The following is a 17,574-nucleotide window of genomic DNA, read 5'->3' on the forward strand; positions in this document are numbered from 1 at the left end:
GAATGCTGGAACAGGGAGAGCTTCAAACACAAACGGGGTCCGCTTCGGAATCGGCTCCGCACCACTCCGACGCCATAGGCGAGCCGGTTACCGGATACCCTGTCGTAGACGTCTTCGCCGGCCCCGGCGGACTTGGGGAAGGTTTTGCGTCGGCGCTTGACGATAAGCAGCGTCGCCGGTTCCGCAGTGTCGTATCGATTGAGCGGGATACCTTCTCGCACCAGACGCTCCTGCTCCGTCATTTCTTTCGCCATTTTCATGACGGGGAAGTTCCCGACGATTATTACGATTTTCTGGCTGGCCGCATTTCAGAGGCTGAACTGTTCGCTCGGCACCCTGCTGCGCATGCCCACGCAATGCGAAGCGCGCTGCAAATCTCGCTCGGACGCGAAGCTCATGCAGAGGTGCGTAGCATCATCCAAGATCGCCTCAAGGCCAACGAGCTATGGGCGCTCGTTGGCGGTCCGCCCTGCCAAGCATACTCCTTGGTTGGCCGTTCCCGCATGATGGGGCAGCCGGGGTTCGAAAAAGACGAGCGGCATACCCTCTATCTCGAATATCTGAGGATCATCGCGGATCATCGCCCTCCTGTTTTCGTCATGGAGAACGTGAAAGGGCTTCTTTCGGCGACAATCGAGGGGAAGTCGGCCATTTCCCGTATAGTGCAGGACCTGGCGAAGCCGGCTACCGCAATTCATGACGCGCCGGCCGACCTTACCTACAAGCTCTACTCGCTTACGCAGGAAGAGGCAGCCGAGGGAGAAGTCGATCCGCGGCTGTTTTTGGTTCGAGCGGAGGATCATGGCGTTCCGCAGGCGCGACACCGAATGTTCATTGTCGGCGTCCGCGGTGACCTGAAAGCTCGACCGGCATTGTTGAAGAAGATGCTCGCGCCAACGCTACGGGACACAATTGGCTCGCTGCCTGCGATCCGAAGCGGGTTGTCGCGGGAAGAGGACAGTCCAACGGCGTGGCTGCGAGAAATCCGGAAAATTTCGAGCATGAACATCCGTCGCGAGCTGAATGGAGCCACATATGCAGGTCCCGTTGCGCGCAGCCTTAAGTTTGAAAATCTCATTGAGATGCATTCACCGCGCGCCACTTCTTCGGCGCGCTATAAATTTCGGCGGCCGAACCACGGCGTTCTGCGCAGCTTATATGATGAACGGTTGCCGGTTCTGACCGCACATGAAGCGCGCAGTCACATGGCGTCCGACCTTCGCCGCTATCTGTATGCTGCGACCTTTGCGCAGGAAACCGGCCGCAGTCCGAAACTCGCGGACTTTCCTGCCAATCTTCTTCCCGACCACCAGAACGTTGAGGAAGGACGAGCCGGAAAAATGTTCTCGGACCGGTTCCGAGTGCAGCTTGCCGAGCAAGTGTCGACGACAATTACGTCACACATTTCCAAAGATGGGCACTACTTCATTCACTACGATCCGGCCCAGTGCCGAAGCCTTACGGTGCGCGAAGCCGCGCGCCTTCAGACTTTCCCGGACAATTATCATTTTGCGGGACCACGAACAGCACAATATCACCAAGTTGGCAACGCGGTGCCACCGCAGTTGGCGAAACAAATTGCGGAAATCATTGCTCAAGTGCTGGATTCCGTCCGGAGCGGACGATGATGGCAGACACTCTGACGAGCGAACGTAGAAGCTGGAACATGTCGCGGATCAGAGGTCGGAACACCCGCCCTGAACTGGTGCTGCGTTCGCTGCTGCACCGCGCAGGATTCCGCTTCCGGCTCCACGCGAAGCAGCTTCCCGGTCGCCCTGACATTATCCTTCCTAGATACCGGACCGCGATCTTCGTTCATGGTTGCTTCTGGCATCGGCACTTTGACTGCCGGAATGCAACCACACCCTCCACACGTCGCGAATTCTGGCAGGCGAAGTTCGATGGAAATGTCAGCCGCGACGCTCGCAACCAAGCCGCGCTCGAAGCAGCCGGCTGGACCGTCCTGACCGTTTGGGAATGCGAGCTCAAGTCGGATGCGGAACGCGTTGTTCGTCGTCTGGCGACCGAATTACGGACGGACGATTGATGGCGCGCACTCACCATCTTCCGCCCAGCGCCTCCAGCCTGACGGCATCTCTCCGCGATCTCGGCTACTCGCTCGAAACCGCCGTAGCCGACCTGATCGACAACAGCATTTCGGCCGACGCGACCGACATTCAGATCTTCTGCGATATGAGCCGCAGCGTTCCGATACTTGTCATCGCTGACAACGGTCGCGGGATGACGGAGGACGAGGTGATCGCCGCGATGCGCCACGGCGCCACCGACCCGCGCAAGGAGCGAGGCCCAAAAGACCTCGGGCGCTTCGGCCTCGGCCTTAAGACCGCGTCGTTCTCGCAGTGCCGCCAGTTGACCGTGGTCAGCGCTGTAAAGGACTCACTCGCCGGCGCCGAATGGAGTCTCGCCCGAATCGAGGAGGACGATGACTGGTTTATCTCCATTCTTGAGCCTGACGAGATCGCGGAGCAACCTTTCTTCGACACGCTCGGCGAGACCGGCACGCTGGTCATCTGGCGCGACCTTGACCGATTGTTGGAGGACGAGACCGGGCAGAAGCGGGACGAGATCGTCAATGAGAAGCTGGCGGTTGTCGAACGGCATCTGTCACTCGTCTTCCATCGTTTCCTCGCCGGCGAGGTTAAAGGGCGACGGAAGCTGTCCATCCGGATCAACGGCCATTCAGTCGCTGCCTTCGATCCCTTCTGCCGGAAGAACGAAGCGACCCAGATGCTCCGCGAAGAGAAGGTCTGGATTGGCGACGTGCCGGTTGTGATGCAGCCCTACATCCTGCCTCACCACAGTCGGCTCTCTGCTTCCGAATACGACTATTACCAGGACCGCAGCGACTTCATTTCCAACCAGGGCGCCTATGTCTACCGCAACGGCCGCCTGATGGCTTGGGCCGACTGGTTCCGGCTGGTGCCCAAGGGCGAAGCCACCAAGCTGGCACGGGTGCAGATCGATTTCCCTAACAGCCTCGATGAAGCCTGGACCATCGACATCAAGAAGTCGCGCGCCCGCCCGCCGCATGCCGTGCGCGAGCGCCTGCGCCAGATCATCAGCCAGATCACCGCCCGCAGCGTTACCGTGCATCGCGGTCGCGGTCAAAAGCTGTTCCAGGAAAGCCAAGCCCCGCTCTGGGAACGCTACGCCGATCATGGCGGCATCCGGTTCGCGATCAACGCGGAGCACCCGCTGATCGCGTCCCTCGGCGCACGGCTGTCTGCTCCCAATGCCGCCTCGCTGCGCGTGCTGCTCGATTCGATCGCTGCCACCCTGCCGGTCGAGATGATCTATTCCGACTATTCGACGCACCCGCGCGAGGTGAGCCAGGCGGCTGTGGATCAAGAGCAGACGATGGATCGGCTGAAAAGCCTCAAACAGGTGCTCTACGGCGACGGGCCGGGCGACCCGAAGACCTTCCTCCAGATCGTACGATCGACGCGCCTTTTCGACGGGCAGATCGAGACGGTCGAGAAATTCATCGCAGAGGCTTTCGCATGACCGCGACGATCATCACGGAAGAACGCAACATCGCCAACGCGCTGATCTCGGGTCTCGCCAACCTGACCGAGACGCCGACGCGCGAGCAGGTGGAGGAGAAGGCCAAGCAGATCGCCGCCATCTTCAGTTACACCGGCGACCTCCGCAACATCATCACCGAAGCGATGATCTCGGTCTACACGCGCATGGGTGCCGGCGTTTCGCTGGTTGATGTCGCCGCGAAGCATGACGATCAGTGGGTCCGCAAGCGCGAGGACATCACCTGGACCTATTCCGGCGCCTACGAGAACTTCCTACTGAAGGACGGCTGGTCGCCTCGCCTGGTCCAATCGCTGAGCGACGTGACAAGCCGCATCCTGGGGCATCTCCAAGACCCGATCAGCGAGGGGACGACCTGGAACCGCCGCGGACTGGTCATCGGCCACGTCCAGTCCGGCAAGACCGCCAACTATACCGGCTTGATCGCCCGCGCCGCCGATGCCGGATACAAGTTCATCATCGTCATCGCTGGCATTCACAACAATCTGCGCAAGCAGACCCAGGAGCGCATCGATGAAGCCTTCATCGGGCGGTCCAGCGATCCCGAGGATCGCCGGTCCATCGGTGTCGGGCTCGACCCCGGCTATCCCCACCCGGCGACGCTCACCAACATCAACGAGGACTTCAACAAGAACACGGCGGCAAAGAGCGGCTGGAAGATCAACGATTTCTCCAAGCCGATCATCCTCATCATCAAGAAGAACGTCACGACGCTGACGGCGCTGCACAAATGGCTGAAGGCGCTGAACGCGGAGGGCGACGGCCGGATTTCCGACGTGCCCATGCTGCTGATCGACGACGAGGCCGACAACGCCTCGATCAATACCAACAAGGACGATCTCGACCCGACCCGGACGAACGCCATGATCCGGCGCATCCTGGGGCTGTTCGCGAAATCCTGCTACGTCGGCTACACGGCGACGCCGTTCGCCAACATCTTCATCAATCCCGACGCCTATGACGATGACGTGCGCGAGGAGCTATTCCCGCGCGACTTCATCTACTGCCTCGACGCGCCGACGACCTATTTCGGTGCGGAGAAGGTGTTCCTCGACGATGAGACCAGCCAGTCGATCGTGAAGCCGATCGATGATTGCGAGGACTTCCTTCCCTACCGGCACAAGCGCGGCGACCCCGTGCCGGAGCTGCCACCCAGCCTCTACCGCGCGCTGGACGAGTTCATCGTCGCGCGTGCCATCCGCAACCTGCGCGGGCAGACAGGCAAGCACTGCTCGATGATGATCAATGTGTCGCGTTTCGTGCCGGTGCAGCAGGCTGTGCGCGACTTCCTCAGCCTTCGCGAGAAGGCGATGCGCGAGGCGGTCCGCGTGAACTATCTCATGCCGGAGTCTGTCTCCTCGACGAACATCCACATGCAGCGCCTGAAACAGGCGTTCGACGCCGAATATGCCGATGCTGGATTCACGTGGCCCGAGGTCAAGGCGGCGCTCAACAGCGTGTTCGACCACCTCCACCTCTACGTCATCAACAGCAAGAGCGACGAGGTGCTGGATTTCACGCGGTACGAGAAGGAGGGCGTCGGCCTCACCGCGATCGCGGTCGGTGGTCTCAGCCTGTCTCGCGGCCTGACCATCGAGGGTCTGACGGTCAGCTATATGTATCGCAACACCAAGATGTACGACACGCTCATGCAGATGGGCCGCTGGTTCGGCTACCGGCCGGGCTTCGAGGATCTCTGCCGCGTTCATCTCTCGCGCGACTCCATCAACTGGTATTCCCATATCGCCGAGGCCGCCGAGGAACTCACGCAGCAGGTCAAGCGGATGCGCCGTGACGGTCTCAGCCCGAAGGATTTCGGCCTGTATGTCCGCTCGCACCCGGACAGCCTGCTGATCACCGCCGCCAACAAGATGCGGTCCGGTCAGGAAGTGACGGTTGAGCAAAGTTTCAGCGGGCGGCTGCGGGAGAGCTACGTCGTCTCGACCGACCCGGACGTGAATGCCCGAAATTTCGACCTGATCGCGGAGCAATGGCGCGGAGGCTTCGGCGGGCGGCCGGAGGAGGACACCGGAAAGGGCCTGATCTTCCGCGACGTTCCGATCGCGGCGGTCGAGGATTTCCTTACCCGGTTTGAGTGCCACTCGACCTTCGCCGGCATCAAGTCGGACGTGGTGACTTACCTCGAACGGATCGCGGAAAAGCGTCCGCTCGCCGACGTGCTGCTGATCTCGCCCGGAGGGACACCGGGCGACGGCGGGCCATTCACCCTGAACAACCAAGTGCGCGTCGTCGGCAAAGGTCAGCCCGATGGAACCGCCTGGCGGCTGAACAAGGATCGTGTCGCCTCCCGCGGCGACGAGAAGCTCGGGCTCAACGATGCGCAGCGCAAGGAGGCGGAGGCGCTGGCCGGTGGCGAGGACGGAACCGGCGCGGTGTCCGACACACACTACCGGATGGTCCGGAACAGGCCGCTGCTCATGATCCACAGCCTCGAACCCAGGGATGCTGCTGTGGCAGGGCCGATCGCCGCTTTCGGCGTGAGCTTTCCATACGGGGACTACTCGACCACCATCAACGTCGTCGTGAACAAGGTCTGGCTCCAGCAGATGCAGGGCTATGGCGACGATCCGGACGAGGAGGAGGACTACGATGTCTGAGTCCTCACCCTGGGATGACATCGCCGTCCCCGGCGCGGACTTCAACGTCCGCCAAGTGCCAGGCGAAACCGCCGTGCCCTGCTTCTGGGGACGGGACACGACCGGCGCCTGCCTGTTCATTGTCGAGCTGGAGGGCGACCACACCGATCCGTTCCGGAAGAATGTGGTCACGGTGCATGGGATCGACGTCGATCTTCGTGGGGGCGAGCCGGGGCAGCAACGCCTTGTCCTGACCCTCGAAAAGCAGGTCGACCGCGATCTTTTCGAGGGCCTCTGCCGGACCCTCGCATCCGCGCTGGAGCGCGCCACCGATTCCGCCAGCTCGCTCTCCGTGGCACTGGCGCATATCCGGCGGTGGAAGACCTTTCTATCCGGCCGCGGCCAGCACCTGTCGGCCGAGGAGGTCCGCGGTCTATTCGCCGAACTTACCTTCCTGCTGGAGCTGATCGAGCGGCAGCCATCATCCGCTGATGCCCTCGAAGCCTGGCTCGGCCCGGAAAGGTCTCATCAGGATTTCATCTTCGGCAATACTGCGGTGGAGATCAAATCGCTGTCCGGCACCGAGCGCAGCAAGGTGCGCATTTCGTCGGAGGACCAGCTTGAGTCCCTCAATGACGCGCTGTTTTTGCGCATCTACCGATTGAGCAGTCTGCCGGACGCGGGGAACGCGCAATCCCTCAACGGGATCGTCGCCGCGGTACAGGCGCAGCTCGGCGAGGCGGAGGCCGTCGAAGCCTTCGACCGCAAGCTGGTGGCGCATGGCTATGCTCCGCTTCCCGACTACGACGCGCCGCGCTTCATCGTCAGCGATGTGCATAGCTATCGCGTGGGCGACGGATTTCCGCGCCTGATACGGTCGCAACTGCCGACTGGCATCGACAGGGTCGCCTACGATATCCGGCTGGAAACCATTGTGCCCTACGAATGCGACAATTCGGGAGTCTTCGGGGGGAACTGATGGAACAGACCGTAGAGGAGTTCTTTCACGATTTCCGCCAAGAAACGCTGGCCGACGCCGAGGCGAACAGCACCTATCAGCTTGAAGCGTTCATGGAGGCGGTGTCCACCGAGCTGATCGAGACCGGCTTCATCGAAGGGTTCGAGCACTGCCACTACCGCGCACCGCGCGGCATGCGCGTCGATGGCTACTGGTTCAACGACGAGGGCGCGCTCGACATCTTCGTCGCCGACTTCGACTGCCGACGTGAGCTTGAGACGCTCACGCGCACCGACGTGGACGCCGCCTTCAAGCGCGTCATCAACTTCTTCGAGGCGAGCCTCCAGGGAACGCTGGAGCCCGATGTCACCACCCCCGAATACGGGCTGGTCCGGCAGATTGCCGACCGGCGGGCGATGCTGCGCCAGGTCAATTTCTATCTGACCTCCGAGCGGGTGCTGAGCGATCGCTTCCAGGGATTTCCCGACGGCGAGGTGAGCAGTATCCGTGCCACCTACCACATCTGGGACATGGCGCGGTTCCAGCGCCAGCGCAGCTCGCGTGGGCACAAGGAGCCGCTCGACATCGATTTTGTCGAGATGTTCGGAAACGGCATCAACTGCCTGCCCGCGAATCTCGGCTCGGATTCCTATCAGTGCTACCTGATCGTTATGCCCGCCTCCATCCTGGCCGCGCTCTATGACCGCTACAGCGCACGCCTGCTGGAGCAGAACGTGCGAACCTTTCTCCAGGCACGCGCGCAGGTAAACAAGGGCATCCGCGCGACCATAATAAATGAGCCGCAGATGTTTTTCGCCTACAATAACGGCATCACCGCGACGGCGCAGGAGGTCGAGACGCGGACGACCGACAGCGGCCTCCAGATAATCCGCATGACCGATCTCCAGATCGTCAACGGCGGCCAGACGACCGCTTCACTCTTCCATACTCAGCGCCGCGACAAGGCGGACCTATCGCGCATCTTCGTCCAGATGAAGCTGTCGGTGATTGACAGCGAGCAGAGCGAGATGGTTGTCCCGCGCATCTCCGAATATGCCAATACCCAGAACAGGGTGAACGCAGCCGACTTCTTCTCGAATCACCCGTTCCACGTCCGTATGGCTGAGTTCTCGCGCCGCATCTGGGCGCCCGCCCAGCAGGGCGCGCAGCGCGAGACGAAGTGGTTCTACGAGCGTGCACGCGGTCAGTATGTGGACGCACAGTCGAAGCTCACCGCCGCCGAGCAGAAGCGGTTCCGGGCAGAATATCCCAAGACGCAGATGTTCACGAAGACCGACCTTGCCAAGTTCGAGAACGTCTTCGACGATCATCCACGCTGGGTAAACCTCGGTAGCCAGAAAAACTTCGCTCGCTACGCGCTGCGGGTCGGCAAAGAATGGGAAAAGTCGTCCGACGGCTTCAACGAGTTCTATTTCAAGCGTGCCATCGCCCGCGGCATCCTGTTTCGCGCGACCGAGAAGCTGGTTTCGGTGCAGCCTTGGTATAACGGCGGCTATCGGGCCAACATTGTGGCCTACACGCTCTCCATGCTCGGCGAGGTCACGAAGCGCCGGAAAACGACCGTCGACTATCAGCGCATGTGGTCCGCCCAAACGATCGATAACGTTCTGTCAGAGGCCCTGATCACCATTGCGACGGCCGTAAATGAGGACATCACCCGACCTCCGCAGGGCATCTCCAACATTTCTGAATGGTGTAAGCGGGAGGGATGCTGGACGCGCCTGCTCGACCAGGCCGACCATATTGCCGAGCTTCTGACCGACGAGTTCTGGACCACACTCGCGTCGGTCGAGGATAATCGGCACGAAGCGAAAACTGCACGGCAGACTCAGAAAATCGACAACGGAATCGAGGTGCAGAAGCGGGTCTTCGATGTACCAACAGCGCATTGGTCCCTCATTCTCAAGGAAGGCACAAGCCGTCGCCTTTTAACTCCGAAAGAGATGGGCATACTCAGAATTGCGGAGCAGATGCCCACAAAGATTCCCACGGAAAGGCAGAGTGCTGTCCTTATCGAAATCCTCGATAAGGCTCAGCAAGATGGGATACTCTGAGGGCTCCGGCCTTGCCTTCGCCATCCCCGCAGGGAAATGTCGAATGGTGGGGCATCCGTGAAGCACATCACCCCGGATTCCGAAAAGCCGCATTTCATTGATTTCAAAGGATAAAGTGGACTAATTTGTGCGGTAATCGGCGGTATTTGGCGCGCTGCGCCGGGTGAATATGACAGCTACATTTACGCTATAGCCCTCTAAAGTGCGCTTCCGTTGGGATTTACGAGGTCGAACCTCTGGAAGCGAGCTTACTGCTCAGGAAATATCTTCGCTCATGTCAAAATAGGAGCGATCCCCTGCGTTCGAATCCCTCCCGTTCCGCCAGCTTGGCCTGGAATGGCCGGTTCAGCGAATGACAGACCGCCGAAGGCAGCCCTTTTCCCACGTTCGTGTCATTTTGAGGCAGGAGGATTTCCGAGCAGTCATTAGGTCGTCCTAACGCTCGACGGCCGCATGGCTCGATCGCGCTTGCTCACAATCCCTTGGACTCGAGCGAAACGGCCAGCTTTCGAAGAAGCTCCGCCAAAGCTTCGCGCTCCTCTGCCGACAGGCCGTCGAGCAGTTCTGCTTCGGTCCGCATGTCCTCCACGATCGTAGAGCGAGCCTTCTCAAGCCCATCTGCAGAAAGCCCGACGAGCATGCTTCGCCCGTCTGCCGGGTCCGGAACCCGTTCCACGAGGCCGCGCTTCTCCAGCCGGGATACCCGCGCGGTCAGCCCGCCTGACGTTATCATGAGCCATCTGAACAACTCTGTCGGGCGAAGCCGGTAAGGCTGGCCTGAGCGAAGCAGCGTTGAAAGAACGTCAAAATTGCCGGTATCCAGACCGTGACTGTCGAATACCTTCTCTATCGCCGGGCGGACACTGAGCGTGATCACACGCGCTCGGCCAAGGATGGCCATGCCGCCCGTATCAAGGCTGGGCATTTCAACAGCCCATTGCCTTCGTCTCAACTCGACCCGGTCATCCAAATTCATCGTCCCTCCCATTATCTTGATTGCAAGATAAATATCTTGACGTTAAGATAATGTACAATGCCGACCGCTTGCAACCATCCTTCCAGCGGAGACAAGATGAAACATAGTGACACTGCTCAGAGCGAGCCTGTGAAAGGGCCAGCCTCCTACTTTCCATCGATCGAAAAGACGTATGGTCGGCCTGTCGAGGAGTGGTTCGGCATGATCCGCGCCAAGCCGGGCCTGAAGCACATGGAACTGGTTGCTTGGCTGAAGGAAACGCATGGGCTGGGGCATGGTCATGCGAATGCACTCGTGGCGCATGTGCTCGCCGAAAAGAAGAAGACGGGAAAAGGGAAATGACCCAGAAGACACGGAATGCCATGGGATGGACCCTGACCGGCCTGTTTGCCCTGTTTCTCCTTCTCGCGTCCATCGCTCCGAAGCTCGTCGGAGCGGACGTTGCGGGAGAAACGCTCCGCCAGCTGGGCTGGCCGGACAATCATGTCTTCATGCTCGGCATGATCGAACTGGTCTGCCTAGCTCTCTATCTCTATCCACGATCTTCCGTTGCCGGGGCGATTCTGATGACTGCCTATCTGGGCGGCGCGGTCTCGACACAGCTCCGCGTCGGAAACCCTGTCTTCAGCCATCTCCTGTTCGGCGTCTATCTGGGCCTGTTCATGTGGGGCGGCCTTTGGCTGCGCGACGCTTCGCTGAGAGCGATATTTCCGCTACGCGCCGCAGAGCGCCCGAAACAGGCAAAGTGACGCTGCCGGTCTCAGTCGATGACCGCAGATCGGGAGGATAGTCGGCGTCATGCACCATATCATTCGCGCAACCGAAATATCGAAGGCGCCCAACCGGACGTGGAAGTTCGAGGGTGAACCCTTTGGTGCCAGCATATCATTCTTCGCCGTTGATCTCGATCGCGGCCAAGGCCCGGATATGCACACCCACCCCTATGCGGAGACATGGCTCGTGCTATCCGGGACTGCGGATTTCGAAGTGGAAGGTAAGGACCTCCTCGCCTACTCGGGCGATGTCGTGATCGTACCAGCACATACGCCGCACCGGTTTACGAACAGCGGCAACCAACCGCTGAAAATGGTGTGCATCCACGCCCACGGGCGTGTCATCCAGCATTTTCTGAACGAGCGGCTGCCAGAGCTGGCCCGGCGTGACGCGGAGTATGGTTCTCTATGACGATGACGATATGAGCGCGCTGGTTCCGCGAGTCATTTTGGAGGGCCGAAGCCGATGAAACAGAGAACTACACCTACGCCATAGCCCTCCAAGACGCGTATAAATAAGGCGATTCAGGCCGAGAAGCCCCATCTAGCAGGAGGCCACACCGCAACGACCTTCTATGAAACCGTCGCACAGCCGATGGTTCAGGCTTGCCTGGAGCGAAGCGACCCTTAGTAGTCGAGGCTCGACAAAGCTTCAAGTTTCATCAATAAGGATATTCAGGGGGTGCACGCGCGTTGACGAAAACACGGAATACGGCGCGGCTTCGCGTCGAGAGCATAGTATAAACATGTTGAACTGCGTGGATTTGTTCTCGGGCGCGGGTGGATTTAGCTTGGCCGCACAACTGTCCGGCCTACAAATCCGCCTAGCAATTGAAAGCGACAAGCACGCGGTCTCTACCTATAAAAGTAATCTGTGCAAAGGATCGCAAGCGCCGAACGTGCTCAACGAAGACATTACCAAGATCAATGCTTCGAAGGCTTATCGTGACGCCTTTCCCGACCGTGATCAATGCGACCTCATGTTGGGTGGCCCCCCGTGTCAAGGCTTTTCCACGCATCGCATTAACGACGCAGGGGTCGATGATGATCGAAACGATCTCATCCATACTTACTTCGATTTTGTCCGCGCGTTCTCGCCCAGTGTTTTTCTCATGGAGAATGTTCCAGGGATGCTCTGGCATCGGCACGCTGCAGCGGTCGACCGCTTTTATCTGGAAGGGGCGCTCGCTGGCTATGACGTCAGAGACGCGGTGGTGATAGATGCTCGAAATTATGGGATTTTCCAACGCCGAAAGCGAGTTTTCATCTTGGGAATTCGCAACGGACTGGACGCATCAGATCTGAATTGGCCACCTAGTCCCACACATGGGAACGAGGCCGCCCGCCGTCGAAATCCCAATTTATTGCCTTGGAACAACTGTGCAGCGGCCTTCGCCGTGGCACCGGAGGATGATGAGAACGACGTTCACATGAGCCATAGCGCAGAAATTGTTGAAGCCTTCCGCAGGACACCTGCCAATGGCGGAAGCCGGAAGGATTCGGGTCGCGTTCTCGCATGCCATAGAACGCATGATGGACATAAGGACGTATATGGACGGATCGATCCAAGGCAGCCTGCACCGACGATGACAACTGCGTGCATCAACCCCTCCAAAGGTCGGTTTGTTCATCCCGTCGAACACCACGGCATCACCGTTCGGCAGGCGGCGCGAATCCAGACTTTCCCCGACAATTTTGTGTTCGGTGGCGGCCTTATGGCTGCCGGCAAGCAGGTAGGGAACGCCGTTCCAGTAGAGTTGGGTCGCCAATTGATCACCCACCTTCTGCCGCTGTTACGCCGAGGCCACATTATTGAGGAGCGTGACGCCGCACCCGAGGAAGTCCGCATATCGACTGAAGTTGTGGCCGCATGATCACCGGCGTCGCTTTTCAGACGAAGGCGCGAACAGTCGATCACCTCGGTCGCGAGCAAATTGCAGATACTCCTACTGCAATCTCTGAGCTCTGGAAAAATGCCTTTGATGCCTACGCCCGCAATGTAGCACTCGACATTTTCGACGGTGCTACGCCGGTGGCAGTCATCGAAGACGACGGCCATGGTATGAACCGCGACGAGTTTGTCAGTCGCTGGCTGGTGGTTGGTACGGAGTCGAAGGCTACAACCGAACGAACGTCGATTGGGGATCGAAACGGACTCCGTCTTCGTCCACGTCAGGGGCAAAAAGGTATTGGTCGCCTATCATGTGCGAACCTGGGGCCGATACTTCTTTTGGTTTCTAAGCGGCGAGGAACCCCTTTCGTCGCAGCGCTCGTGGACTGGCGCCTATTTGAAAATCCGTTCCTTAATCTCTCCGACATACAGATACCGGTCGTCGACTTCGGAAAGAAAGAGGAGCTTTTCGATCAATTGCCGGGGTTGGTCTCGGCATTGTTACGCAATCTCAATGACCCTGAAGACGCGGCGCGTTCCGTTCGCCTTGAAGCTGCTTGGGTCGCATACGATAGACTTTATGAAGAAGAACATGCGGAAGGCGCATCCAACAAGATGGGAGCCCCGTCGCTGGAGCTTCGCTCCTCCATTGAGAAATTGAAGTTCGAACCCCGACACCTCGCCCAGTGGCCGGTGTGGTCAGGAGAGGCAGAGCATGGAACGGCGCTGCTCATTAGTGGCATCAACTATGATCTTCAAGTTGAGCTGAATACGGAGATCGCCGATTCCACCGCACGCGCCGCTCGGGATCGCTTTTTCGAGACTCTATCCAGTTTTGTCGATCCCTTCGTCGATCCGCTGAACCCGGAAGCTCGCGCTGTTGAGCTAGACTTTGCTTACGCAGTGCGTACTTGGCACGGCGACGTACCAGAACTCGTAGTTGGCAGTGAGAAGCAGTTTGATCGCAGACTACTTGACGGCCTCGAACACCAGATCATCGGCACCATCGATAAGAACGGAGTGTTTGAGGGGCGGGTCAAAGCCTTCGGCGGTTGGGTCAAAGACCCTTGCTGCATCGAGCCCCCCCGTGACCTCGCGATTCCGACGCGAGCAGATAGCGAGGTAGGGCCGTTCGACATTTACATCGCGTCTATGGAGTTCGTCGCCGCGAACACGACGCTGCCGAAATTGGAATTCCAGCGATATCAGGAGCTGGCCGAACGATATTCGGGGTTTATGATCTTCCGAGATGGATTGCGGGTTCTACCCTACGGTCGAACCGACAACGACTTCTTCGAAATCGAATCCCGCCGAAGCAAGAACGCTGGCCGCGAATTCTGGAACCACCGTCAAATGTTCGGGCGGTTGGCCATCACACGAGACGCTAATCCCAATCTCAAGGATAAGGCAGGCCGCGAGGGTCTTCTAGACAATCGCGCAGCGAAAACGCTCAAGTTGATTGTTGCCAACATTCTTAGTCAGTTGGCGCGGCGTTACTTCGGGTCAGCTTCGAGCATCCGTGGTGAGGTACTTCCTCAGATAAAGGCGTCGAATAAGGCTGAACGGGCGAAATCCGAGCGAAACAAACTGCGCCAGCGCCAACGCAAAGAGTTTCGTTCCAAACTAGACTCATATGTGAAGGACTTGCCGCCGCTCGTGCGCGAGTTGGAGGGATTCGCGCAGAGTCTCGATATTGCAGATGAAGGCGGCATCGCCGATGCTCAGGCGGCTTTCGAGACGTATAAAGATCGGGTTGCGGGTTTTCGGCTTTCAGGCGCTCCGAAGACTCTTGGGTCACTGGAAGAAAAGTATGCCGATTACCGAGATTCTATGCGGTCTGCGGCAAGCCTGATCGATACGGCTGCGGAGGAAATCGAGCGCCAGATCGAGCGGATCAACCCGGCGCAGCCCCGCAATCTTTTGGAGCGTCAGCTCGCAAGGCATTCCTCGCAAATTACCCATCGTATCCTGCAATGGAAGAAGATCATCGAAGGTCTTCAGCGGGCTGAATTTCAACGTATCAAAGATTTAATCGCAGAGCGGAATAAGTATTTTCATGCGGAGGCAAGCCCACTCCTGCTGTTGTTCGACCGTGGCGAGCTTTCATTTGCCGAAACGGCTAAACGGCTGGAGCAGGAAAAGGAGCGAGTAGACGCAGAAAACGAGGATTTATTCTTGCCGTATATTGGCGCACTGGAGAGCTTGAAGGAAAGCATCGACCTAGAGCATTTGGCAGCGTTTGGAATGGAAGAAGCGGGTGATATGCGCGCCGAACTCGACCGTCTGAACAGCCTTGCACAGCTGGGCATTGCCGTCGAGATCGTAGGGCACGAACTGCAAGCCTACGACGATATCATCGGTGCGGCCCTGCGGCGGCTCCCTGATGAGGTGCGAGAGAGCAAGGCGGCGAAAGATATCGCATTCGGTTACGAAGGACTCACGGATCAGCTACGCTTTCTGTCACCGCTCAGGCTTGCCGGTCAAAAAATCCAACGCTGGATTACTGGCTTCGAGATAGCGGATTACCTCAGTGAATTCTTTAAGATTCCCTTGGCAAACAACGGCATAACTCTAGTCGCCACCGATTCTTTCAAGTCATTTAGGGTTTTTGATCAGCAGTCTCGATTATTCCCGGTCTTTATCAACCTCGTGAACAATAGCCTATATTGGGTGGGCACTTCCGACCGAGATGATCGGCGAATATTATTGGACGTGATGGATGGCGTCGTAATCGTCGCAGATAGTGGCCCCGGTGTTGATCCAGAGGACGTCGATAGCCTCTTTAGCCTGTTTTTTACACGGAAGGCGCGAGGCGGTCGGGGCGTTGGTCTCTATCTTTCTCGGGCTAATCTTTCGGCTGGCGGGCATCGCATTCGTTACATGTCGTCGTCCAAGGCGTTGCCGTTACCCGGTGCAACGTTTGCGATAGAGTTCAGAGGGGCGGAATTCGATGGCGAATGAGCATTACGCCAAGTTTATCGAAGAAGCTTTCGTCAAACCGATCCGGTCGGTGTTGATCATCGATGACGATTATCCAACACTCGATGAAATGCTTGAACTGGAAATCATTCACAAGAACGGTGACCTACCGCCTAAGTCGGACAAGAGGTGGCATGACAACCCCGGTCGTATAAAGAGCGTCATTGATGGCTTTCGACAGCCTCAGAGACCGCTATTGGTAGATATACATGACGGTGCAAATGTGGATACCAAGGGTGATGCAAAGGTCGCCGCCCACTTGCATCAGTCTGACTTGCTCGTGCTTGATTACGAACTTGATAAGAATCGTCCGCAAGATGGTGCTCGCTCCATCGAGATTTTACGGGGACTTATTACTAACGATCATTTTAATTTGGTCGTCATTCATACGAGCGAAGACCTCGATATGGTGTACCGGGAAGTAATATTGGGCCTGCTTGGGGCAACGAGTGACGAGCTGACTGAGGGTGAGCAAGAGGCGGTTAATCAGCTTATTGTCGAATATGAGGATGTTGATGAAAATGCGCTGCAGGCGCTGAGAGCTGCTGTTGCGACCGATCAGTATTTGCACGCGAGGTTGCATGCTTCAACCTACATGCGCACTATGGGCCAAGGACAGCAGCCCTATTCAGATTTTTGTGCTCTAGCGGATGAGGCGGGGTGGGACAACGGCAACCGACGCTTGGTGCTGCGGAAACTTCTGGCAGATGCCGAGCGCCCTCTCCGGGCGCGTATGCGGAACGCCTCCACTGCAGGCCTAAAATGGGCAACCTCGGGCGTAAGGTGGGTCAAAGCGGAATCGGTATTCATCGCCTTTTCGAGCAAAGCCGACCATGATGATCTTTTTGCGGATTTGCAAAATGCCCTGGAAGCTTGGAATCCTGCGCCTTCGCGGCTTTTTATGGCGAAGCTGCGAGCTGAAATGGATGAATACGGGGTGGTTGCACAAACTGAAGCGCTTGAGCGGCAGCATGCGCTCGCCCATTGGTATGCTAGACTTTTACGCTCTAAGGGCGATGAGCGGCGCTGGTTAATTGCAGAAAGCGTATTGCGACATTCTGACCAGTTACTAAACACTATTTTGAGGCGCGTTGAAGTCTTCGCGACTGAGCTGATTTCTTCGGAAGCTGTGGCTGCTGGAGATAATATCGAAGCACGATGCCAAGAACACTTCAATGTGGACTTGAGCAAAGCAGCCCCGAAGAAAAAGGCTGAACGCGAACATAATGCATTTGTGTCCAGTAAGTCACCGCAGGGGTGGCATCTTACGACCGGACACGTTTTCACGATGAATAGTGAGCACTGGATTTGCCTGTCGCCCGCATGCGATCTTGTTCCCGGCCAAGGTGCGACACGGAATGCTGATTTCGGTGATCGAACACCGTTTATGGCGGTTAAGCTGCACCCTGTTCCGGTCGACGGCAACCACGATGTGAATTCAAATCTCTACATTTTTGTGACTTTGGACGGAGAGGTCCAAAAGTTCTGCTTCAATTCTCAAGGCAAGGAGGCTGTTTCGCCGGTCTGGCGCACTCTTTATGCCGAGCGCCGAGGTCTGCTTGATAAAGATTTCGGCTTCAAAATATCGGCAATGGGCGCAGGTAGCAGGAAGCTTGTCGCGACAATTCATCCAGCCCAAGTTGTTGCCCAACTTCGATACGAATATGCTCTTAATCTCTTACAAAAGCTTGGTGTATCGATGACCCGGATTGGCCTTGATTTTGTTTGATATTTTCTCATGGAATTAGAAGTTTATTCTTT

13 protein-coding genes are annotated in these 17,574 nt (G+C 57.9%); 12 read left to right on the plus strand and 1 reads right to left on the minus strand.

The features are described 5' to 3' along the window. The first annotated feature begins 2 nt into the window (after window positions 1-2). The 6 genes from FHY56_RS08135 to FHY56_RS08160 are packed head-to-tail and all read left to right on the plus strand — an operon-like array spanning window position 3 to window position 9,194. The gene (locus tag FHY56_RS08135; RefSeq protein WP_140904663.1) at window positions 3-1,628 is read left to right on the plus strand and encodes a DNA cytosine methyltransferase; all 1,626 of its coding nucleotides are present in this window, start codon (window positions 3-5) and stop codon (window positions 1,626-1,628) included. Continuing rightward, window positions 1,625-2,047 (plus strand): very short patch repair endonuclease, encoded by a 423-nt coding sequence (locus tag FHY56_RS08140; RefSeq protein ID WP_140904664.1) that lies wholly within the window; start codon window positions 1,625-1,627, stop codon window positions 2,045-2,047. The genes FHY56_RS08135 and FHY56_RS08140 overlap by 4 nt, the downstream gene beginning before the upstream one ends. Further along, window positions 2,047-3,525: an ATP-binding protein gene (locus tag FHY56_RS08145; RefSeq protein WP_140904665.1), complete on the plus strand. Its 1,479-nt coding sequence runs from the start codon at window positions 2,047-2,049 to the stop codon at window positions 3,523-3,525. The genes FHY56_RS08140 and FHY56_RS08145 overlap by 1 nt, the downstream gene beginning before the upstream one ends. Next, window positions 3,522-6,182 carry a Z1 domain-containing protein gene (locus FHY56_RS08150; protein ID WP_140904666.1) on the plus strand — a complete coding sequence of 887 codons (2,661 nt, stop codon included), beginning with the start codon at window positions 3,522-3,524 and terminating at the stop codon, window positions 6,180-6,182. The genes FHY56_RS08145 and FHY56_RS08150 overlap by 4 nt, the downstream gene beginning before the upstream one ends. After that, on the plus strand, window positions 6,175-7,140 hold the full coding sequence (locus FHY56_RS08155; protein ID WP_140904667.1) for a PD-(D/E)XK motif protein: 966 nt from the start codon (window positions 6,175-6,177) through the stop codon (window positions 7,138-7,140). The genes FHY56_RS08150 and FHY56_RS08155 overlap by 8 nt, the downstream gene beginning before the upstream one ends. Next, window positions 7,140-9,194 (plus strand): AIPR family protein, encoded by a 2,055-nt coding sequence (locus FHY56_RS08160; protein ID WP_140904668.1) that lies wholly within the window; start codon window positions 7,140-7,142, stop codon window positions 9,192-9,194. Before FHY56_RS08155 ends, FHY56_RS08160 begins: the two co-directional genes overlap by 1 nt. 472 nt (window positions 9,195-9,666) lie before the next feature. On the opposite strand, the gene FHY56_RS08165 is transcribed toward FHY56_RS08160, so the two are convergent. After that, window positions 9,667-10,146: a MarR family winged helix-turn-helix transcriptional regulator gene (locus FHY56_RS08165; protein ID WP_328595372.1), complete on the minus strand. Its 480-nt coding sequence runs from the start codon at window positions 10,144-10,146 to the stop codon at window positions 9,667-9,669. A 120-nt stretch (window positions 10,147-10,266) separates the two neighbouring features. On the opposite strand from FHY56_RS08165, the gene FHY56_RS08170 reads away from it, so the two are divergent. From FHY56_RS08170 to FHY56_RS08195, 6 genes are all read left to right on the plus strand, one after another. Beyond that, window positions 10,267-10,512 (plus strand): DUF4287 domain-containing protein, encoded by a 246-nt coding sequence (locus tag FHY56_RS08170; protein ID WP_140904670.1) that lies wholly within the window; start codon window positions 10,267-10,269, stop codon window positions 10,510-10,512. Further along, on the plus strand, window positions 10,509-10,919 hold the full coding sequence (locus FHY56_RS08175) for a DoxX family protein (RefSeq protein ID WP_140904671.1): 411 nt from the start codon (window positions 10,509-10,511) through the stop codon (window positions 10,917-10,919). The genes FHY56_RS08170 and FHY56_RS08175 overlap by 4 nt, the downstream gene beginning before the upstream one ends. 49 nt (window positions 10,920-10,968) lie before the next feature. Next, window positions 10,969-11,355, plus strand: a complete 387-nt coding sequence (locus tag FHY56_RS08180; RefSeq protein ID WP_140904672.1) for a cupin domain-containing protein — start codon at window positions 10,969-10,971, stop codon at window positions 11,353-11,355. A gap of 334 nt (window positions 11,356-11,689) precedes the next feature. Beyond that, window positions 11,690-12,817: a DNA cytosine methyltransferase gene (locus tag FHY56_RS08185; protein WP_168927597.1), complete on the plus strand. Its 1,128-nt coding sequence runs from the start codon at window positions 11,690-11,692 to the stop codon at window positions 12,815-12,817. Beyond that, a complete protein-coding gene (locus FHY56_RS08190; protein ID WP_140904673.1) occupies window positions 12,814-15,795 on the plus strand; it encodes an ATP-binding protein in 2,982 nt (993 codons plus the stop codon). Before FHY56_RS08185 ends, FHY56_RS08190 begins: the two co-directional genes overlap by 4 nt. Then, window positions 15,785-17,542 (plus strand): response regulator receiver domain, encoded by a 1,758-nt coding sequence (locus FHY56_RS08195; protein ID WP_140904674.1) that lies wholly within the window; start codon window positions 15,785-15,787, stop codon window positions 17,540-17,542. The genes FHY56_RS08190 and FHY56_RS08195 overlap by 11 nt, the downstream gene beginning before the upstream one ends. Window positions 17,543-17,574 lie beyond the last annotated feature (32 nt).

The organism is Brucella gallinifaecis, assembly GCF_006476605.1.
Taxonomy (GTDB): Bacteria; Pseudomonadota; Alphaproteobacteria; order Rhizobiales; family Rhizobiaceae; genus Brucella; species Brucella gallinifaecis.

Coding starts and splice junctions, on each gene's coding strand:
- FHY56_RS08135 (WP_140904663.1), top strand. CDS start 3: ATGCTGGAACAGGGAGAGCTTCAAACACAAACGGGGTCCGCTTCGGAA.
- FHY56_RS08140 (WP_140904664.1), top strand. CDS start 1,625: ATGATGGCAGACACTCTGACGAGCGAACGTAGAAGCTGGAACATGTCG.
- FHY56_RS08145 (WP_140904665.1), top strand. CDS start 2,047: ATGGCGCGCACTCACCATCTTCCGCCCAGCGCCTCCAGCCTGACGGCA.
- FHY56_RS08150 (WP_140904666.1), top strand. CDS start 3,522: ATGACCGCGACGATCATCACGGAAGAACGCAACATCGCCAACGCGCTG.
- FHY56_RS08155 (WP_140904667.1), top strand. CDS start 6,175: ATGTCTGAGTCCTCACCCTGGGATGACATCGCCGTCCCCGGCGCGGAC.
- FHY56_RS08160 (WP_140904668.1), top strand. CDS start 7,140: ATGGAACAGACCGTAGAGGAGTTCTTTCACGATTTCCGCCAAGAAACG.
- FHY56_RS08170 (WP_140904670.1), top strand. CDS start 10,267: ATGAAACATAGTGACACTGCTCAGAGCGAGCCTGTGAAAGGGCCAGCC.
- FHY56_RS08175 (WP_140904671.1), top strand. CDS start 10,509: ATGACCCAGAAGACACGGAATGCCATGGGATGGACCCTGACCGGCCTG.
- FHY56_RS08180 (WP_140904672.1), top strand. CDS start 10,969: ATGCACCATATCATTCGCGCAACCGAAATATCGAAGGCGCCCAACCGG.
- FHY56_RS08185 (WP_168927597.1), top strand. CDS start 11,690: ATGTTGAACTGCGTGGATTTGTTCTCGGGCGCGGGTGGATTTAGCTTG.
- FHY56_RS08190 (WP_140904673.1), top strand. CDS start 12,814: ATGATCACCGGCGTCGCTTTTCAGACGAAGGCGCGAACAGTCGATCAC.
- FHY56_RS08195 (WP_140904674.1), top strand. CDS start 15,785: ATGGCGAATGAGCATTACGCCAAGTTTATCGAAGAAGCTTTCGTCAAA.